Below are 6,269 nucleotides of genomic sequence, written 5' to 3' on the forward strand. Positions count from 1 at the left end.
AAAAAATGGGGGGGATTCAGTTGAAACCGGCACCCGATTTCTCAGTGATCCAGGACGTCTTCAGGCGTAATGGAGAACCTTGCAGAGTTCCGTTCTTTGAACTCTTTGCGGACGATGAAATAATGGAAGAAGTGATGGGCTACAAACTTGCCGAAGTAGAAGAAGATCCCGACAGGTACTTCGACCAGCTGGTCGGTTTCTACGATGAACTGGGATATGACTACGTTCCCTTCTATCAGGCTCCCCGCTTTCCCACTCCCGATTACATTCATGGTGATGACACGGCAACATACCGCAGAGAAAGCAGGAAGTGGATGAATGAAAAGGGCGGCCCCATTAAGACCCTAAAAGACCTCCAGGAAGCGGACTGGCCGAAGGCAGATGAAGCTGTCGATTTCGACCTTTTCCGTAAGCTGGGTGAGCACCTTCCCGAAGGAATGAAAGTAGTTGGAGGGGCTTCCGGCGGGCCATTTGAGCACTCCAGCTTCCTGATGGGTGTTGAGAATCTCTCCATGGCCGTTTACGAGGATCCCGAGCTGGTCAACACTCTTAACGAAAAGATCGGCAATGTTCTGGTCGGAGCCGCAAAGATAATCTCTTCTATGGAATGTGTAGGCGCCTACTGTTTTGGAGACGATCTCGGATACAAGACATCGACCATCTTCTCTCCGAGACATCTCAGAAGACTGGTCTTCCCGTGGTACAAAGAGATAGCCAGCGTGGTACATGCAAACGGTAAACCCTTTGTCCTTCACAGTTGCGGCAACTTGACCACTGTAATGGACGATATAATAGAAGCCGGAGTCGATGCAAAACACTCCTTTGAAGACCAGATAATGCCTGTTCCAGAAGTGAAAAGAAGATGGGGCAAGAGAATCTCGATCCTCGGAGGAATAGATGTTGATTTTCTATGTCACGCCTCCGTCGAGCAAGTTAGGGATCGAACGCTCGAGACTCTCGAACAATGCGCTCCGGGAGGCGGGTATGCTTTAGGCACGGGCAACACCGTCGCCAACTACATCCCGGTTAAAAACTACCTTGCGATGCTGGAGGCCGGAAATGAATTCAACTCTCGCTAGATACGTCGAATCGACCTCCGATTAGGTACGTTCATGGCAGAATGCGAGAAAAACATCTCAGTTTTGAAAGGCATACCTTTCGATATAGATGCGGCTTCGCTTGTAGAAAGCCTGCGGATCAGAGCCGGTTCTGAGGAAGAGACGACTTTCAGAGAGCTCGTAGAGAATGCTCGTGAGACTGCAAACCCAAAAGCGATCTACAGGACCTGCTTTGTCGACTGCGTTAACAACGACGAAGTTACGATAGAAGGTGTTCGCTTCGAGAGCCGTCTCCTGTCGAAAAAACTCCATTCGGTCGGCAGAGTCTTCCCGTTCGTCATAACTTCCGGACGAGAACTTTACGAGTACCCGCTCGATCGTACAGATTTTCTCAAAATCTTTCTCTGGGATAGTTTGCTGGAACACATACTACATGAGGCAGCCGGGTTCCTAAGAAGCGAGATTTCCAGGAATAACCTGATAGAAAACCTCGTATGGATGTCTCCAGGTTCGGGAGATGCGGAGATCTGGGCTCTGCAGCAGCAGAAGGAATTGTTTTCCTTGATTGGAAATGTGAAGGAAGAAATTGGGGTCGAACTGAATGAGTCTCTTCTCATGATTCCGACGAAGTCAATTTCGGGAATTGCATTTCAGTCCGAGAAGGATTACAGGAGCTGCATGGTTTGCAGAAGGGCTAACTGTCATTACAGAAGCGCACCGTATGATCGGAAGCTGAGGGACTCCCTTGAATAGAGTGGATCAGTCTTCAAAATCAGTCTGGTTGAGGCTAGGAGTTGCTGTGTGAGGTTGGAGCAGAAGAAATCAGTTCTCAGTTTACCATTGTCCGTTCGGAAAGACCGCTGCCCAAAAGGAGCCTGCTGTGGTGTCGCTCTCGAGTGAATGGATAGGTTAGATAAGATCGAGGATACCGATGAGGAGAGAGGTTAAGTAATGAAAGAAGCTGTGTATAAGGTCACATTCCTGCCTTCGCAAAGAACAGTAACGGCAAAGAGAGGCGAGATTCTGCTTGATGTTTTGAGAAGGGAATCGCAGCAGGTGAATGCCGTATGTGGAGGAAAGGGAAACTGTGGAAAGTGCAAGGCGCTTTTGGCTGAAGGAAGCGAGGCCTTCCCGCTCACCCTTACCGAGTCAAGACTTCTGACACGAGACGAGATTGCGGCCGGATACAGGCTGAGCTGCCAGTTCAAAGTCATGACCGATGTCAGAGTCAAGACGGAGGACCCGGCTCTGAATTCCGCAGTTTCCAAACCGCCTCTTCCGAAGGCCTCGATAAGAGAGATATCTCCACAGGTTAGAGTCGAAGAGTTTTCTCTTTGTAGGCCGGATATTGATGACCAGGCTTCAGATTATTCAAGGCTTATGAGTGCTCTCGTTACCGAAAGACCGGGGATTGACAGACTTAGTCTTCTGAGAAGGCTTCCCCATGTCATAAGGGAGCTGGATTACAGAGGCAGGGCAGTCTTGTACGGAAGCGAAGTAATAGACATACTACCTTTCTCGAACGAAAGAGGCATCTTCGGTGTCGCAATCGACATAGGCACGACAACCCTCGCAGTTTACCTGGCAGATCTTAAGTCGGGAGAGATCGTTGCGGTTCGATCTGCTTCCAATCCCCAGTCTGCATATGGCCAGGATGTCATTTCCAGGATTGACTACGCAATCAAGAGAGACGAAGGAATCGATGAGCTGAGAACTGCAGTCTTGACAACACTGAACAAGCTGATCGACGATCTCTGCAAAGAAGGGGAAGTATCGAAGGAAAGGATCTACGATACTTCGATAGTGGGAAACACGACGATGATCCACATCCTTCTCGGAATAAGCCCCGAGAGAATCGCCTCCTCGCCTTTCATACCGACATTCACAGGAGGAAAAGTGTTCGAGTCACGGGAACTTGACCTAGAAGAGTCCATTCCAAATTCGAAAATCTACATAATGCCCGGAATCTCAGCCTATGTGGGCTCGGATATCACGGCCGACATTCTCTCGTCTGGATTTGTCGAAGATTCCGGCAACGTTCTCCTTGTGGATATCGGAACCAACGGGGAGATGGCCCTCAAAAGCGGCGACAGAATCTTCGCTTGCTCTACCGCGGCAGGTCCGGCATTCGAAGGAGGCAACATAAGCCAGGGAACTATTGCCAGACCGGGAGCGGTGGATCATGTGTGGTTGAATGGAGAAGGTATCGGATTCAGTACAGTGAATGGGTCGAAGGCCTCTGGAATCTGTGGTTCGGGATTGATAGACGCGATTGCCGTAATGATGGATGCGGGTGTAGTCAGCGAATCGGGACGAATCAAAGGAGAACACTTAGAGCTTGACGGCCCGGTGGGAAAAGTGCGGATAACCAGGCGAGACATTCGTGAAGTACAGCTTGCAAAAGCAGCCATTCGAGCAGGAGTATCCGTCTTGATGGACCGGGCCGGCATCGAGAAGCAAGATATAGACCGGATTCTGCTTGCCGGAGCCTTCGGAAACTACATCGATCCCAAAAATGCCCTGCGAATAGGCATGCTTCCCAATGTGCCGGTCGAAAGAGTTTCACCCGTAGGCAATGCGGCCGGTCTGGGTGCAGTTCTGGCAGTTCTCGATAGCGGGATTCGAGAGAGAGCGGAACGTCTCAGCGGTGAGATACATTATGTAGAACTATCTGGGAGAAAGGATTTCAACGAGATCTTCGTTGAGAATCTTGCCTTGAGGGAGGGATAAAGAATGGCTTTCAAGAGATCAGTCATACCTTTGCTCGGCGCGCCGGGAGCAAGACTGACGGGAACAAAGCTTAAAGAGAATCTCACAAACGCGGAAATCCAGTTCAAGTCTTTGTCGAAGCTTATGGAGGAGTTTCAGCCCGACGGGATCTTCTTCATGATGGACCTGACAGTCGAAGCCGAGGCGTTGGGACTGGAGATCGGTTTCCCGGAGGATGGCAATCCCTACGTTAAGGAACATCCAATAAAGGGACAGGACGAGCTGGCCTCTGTCGAAAACTCCTGGAGCGGAGTATCCGGCAGAATGAGGATCTTCACAGAAGTTACAGATAAGATGGCGAGAAAACTGCCGGGAATGAAGGGCAGCTACGTTATCGGTCCACTTAGCCTTGCAGGAGAACTGATTGGGGTTACAGACCTCTGTATGAAACTGATAGAAGAGCCGGATTTTGCGGAGAGCGCAATAGACTTCTGTGCAAGGGTTGTAGGTGAATACTCGAAAGCGCTAATCGACCACGGCGCGGACATGATAGCCGTGCTTGAACCGACGGCGGTGCTCTTATCCAAGAGACAGTTCAAACGTTTCGCGCTTCCGTATTTTGAAAAGCTCAGATCAGAACTTTCAAAACCTTTAATTTATCACATCTGCGGAGACACGGAACACATAGTAGAACCTATGGGTGCAAGCGGCGCCTACGGACTGAGCCTTGACAGCATGGTGGACCTGAAGGATGCGGCGGAGAGAATTCCCGAAGATGTTTTTCTTATAGGCAACATAGATCCGGTCAAGGTCTTCCTTCAGTCAAACGGAGAGGAGGTCGAAAGAGAAACTGCAAACCTTCTAGAGAAAATGAAGAACGTACCTAACTTCATTTTGAGTTCCGGGTGTGATATTCCACTGGAGACTCCTCATGAGAACATCGCCGCCTTCTTCAGGGCCGGCAGGAATTTTCGGTCGTAATACAATACCTCAGGTTCAGAAGAAGAGCAGATTCTTCAGCGGGAATTATCGAGAACCATATTCGTATGCGCATTCGAAAAGTCTGAAGATCTTCCCGGGTGATACTTCGGCCTGAATGTTGTGGATAGGAGCAAAGACAAAGCCTCCGCCCGGAGAGAAAATGTCGATGCGCCGGCGAATATCGTCCTCAAGATCCTTGAGTGTTCCGAAAGGCAGGACGTGCTGTGTGTCACATCCTCCTCCCCAGAAGACGATATCTCTTCCGAATTCCTTCTTCAGCCTTTCCGGCTCCATATTCTTCGCGTTGGTCTGAACCGGGTTCAGGATCTGAACACCGACTTTTATGAAATCTGGTATGAAGGTATAGACTGACCCACAGGAATGAAGAAAGATGAAAAGATCGGGTTTCTTCCTGTGAATGAAGTCACACAGGTCTTTCAGTCTGGGCTTGAAGACAGATCTGAAAATCCGGGGCGATATCGCCGTGTTTTCCTGGGTGCCGTAATCGTCGCCAATCTGGATAATATCTATATCGTCTCCCACGTTAGAGAGATACTTTTCCAGATCTACAATATAGGTTTCGAGGAGCCGGTCGAGAAAGAACTCCATAAGAGACCGGTCGGTAATCAGTCTCTCCATGAACTCCTGGTACCCGAACATTAAATGGCCCGCCTCGAAGAAGTTTCCCCCGAAAGCCCCGATTACGGCGCAGTCTGTTGACTCACGTATTCCCGAGAGCTGTCCTTTCAGGAACTCTATTTCCTCGTCAGTCAGTTTTGGCAGAACAAGAGCCGAGATCTCCTCTTTGCTCTCGGCCTGGGCAAGGGGGAAGTTACTCCTGTCGAAGTAATGGCCGCCCCGGGGCATCCTCGCGACTTCGACACCGTCCCTCTCGATTGCTAGCGAACCGTCCTCTTTCACTTTGGGGTCGAAACCATCTGGAAAGAGGTATCTCGACCCATCTTCGAAGATCTCTCGCCTGATCCAGGAATCGATTCTGGTTCCAAAGCCTCCGTTCAGTCTCTTGAGTTCGATCACATCGGAACGAACTTCTCTCCTGATCTCCTCATCGATAAGGGCAAGCATCTGATGAATATCGAAAACCTTTACTGGAAGATCACAATAACCGAGATAATCTACAAGCTTCCAGTAAGCTTTAGCATGAATGCCGGTCGACCTCATTCCTCCCAGATCGATGGGAATGCGGTCAGGTTCGCGGTGTTTCAACGTTTTCAACACTCTATCTCGCGAAGTCATGCAGTTCCTCTCCTTTCAGATCCTTCTCTCCTGAGACTCTACGAAACAATTATGCCTGAGACAGATTCTTTTGCTTCACTACTGTAAGATTTAGAAATAGGATCCACCTCTCTTTAAGCTCTTCATTACCCATAAGTTACGGAGCTGAATAGGAATCATATTGTGCTTCTTCTCCCTTGGCAGTATATGCTGTATTTGGCTTCTGATGATCCTGATCTTAAGTCCTCCCTTGAGGGAGGAGGGCCACGAAGTGGCGGAGGGTGT

5 protein-coding genes are annotated in these 6,269 nt (G+C 49.6%); 4 read left to right on the plus strand and 1 reads right to left on the minus strand.

The features are described 5' to 3' along the window. The 4 genes from B3K91_RS11565 to B3K91_RS11580 all read left to right on the plus strand — a co-directional run. Positions 1-1,079, plus strand: a 1,079-nt coding sequence (locus B3K91_RS11565) for a uroporphyrinogen decarboxylase family protein (protein ID WP_292595225.1), incomplete at its 5' end; no start/stop codon positions are given. A gap of 33 nt (positions 1,080-1,112) precedes the next feature. Continuing rightward, entirely contained in the window at positions 1,113-1,811 is a 699-nt protein-coding gene (locus B3K91_RS11570; RefSeq protein ID WP_292589992.1) for a vitamin B12 dependent-methionine synthase activation domain-containing protein, read from the plus strand. 198 nt (positions 1,812-2,009) lie between these two features. Beyond that, on the plus strand, positions 2,010-3,788 hold the full coding sequence (locus tag B3K91_RS11575) for an ASKHA domain-containing protein (protein WP_292589991.1): 1,779 nt from the start codon (positions 2,010-2,012) through the stop codon (positions 3,786-3,788). 3 nt (positions 3,789-3,791) lie between these two features. Then, a complete protein-coding gene (locus B3K91_RS11580; RefSeq protein WP_292589989.1) occupies positions 3,792-4,748 on the plus strand; it encodes a uroporphyrinogen decarboxylase family protein in 957 nt (318 codons plus the stop codon). Positions 4,749-4,793: 45 nt separating this feature from the next. Here B3K91_RS11580 and B3K91_RS11585 read toward each other — a convergent pair whose 3' ends face one another. Further along, a complete protein-coding gene (locus tag B3K91_RS11585) occupies positions 4,794-6,005 on the minus strand; it encodes a uroporphyrinogen decarboxylase family protein (protein WP_292595228.1) in 1,212 nt (403 codons plus the stop codon). Between the last annotated feature and the right edge of the window lie 264 nt (positions 6,006-6,269).

Origin of the sequence: Mesotoga sp. UBA5847 (assembly GCF_002432735.1) — a bacterium.
In the GTDB taxonomy this organism is placed as follows: Bacteria; Thermotogota; Thermotogae; order Petrotogales; family Kosmotogaceae; genus Mesotoga.

Coding starts and splice junctions, on each gene's coding strand:
- B3K91_RS11570 (WP_292589992.1), top strand. CDS start 1,113: ATGGCAGAATGCGAGAAAAACATCTCAGTTTTGAAAGGCATACCTTTC.
- B3K91_RS11575 (WP_292589991.1), top strand. CDS start 2,010: ATGAAAGAAGCTGTGTATAAGGTCACATTCCTGCCTTCGCAAAGAACA.
- B3K91_RS11580 (WP_292589989.1), top strand. CDS start 3,792: ATGGCTTTCAAGAGATCAGTCATACCTTTGCTCGGCGCGCCGGGAGCA.
- B3K91_RS11585 (WP_292595228.1), bottom strand. CDS start 6,005: ATGACTTCGCGAGATAGAGTGTTGAAAACGTTGAAACACCGCGAACCT.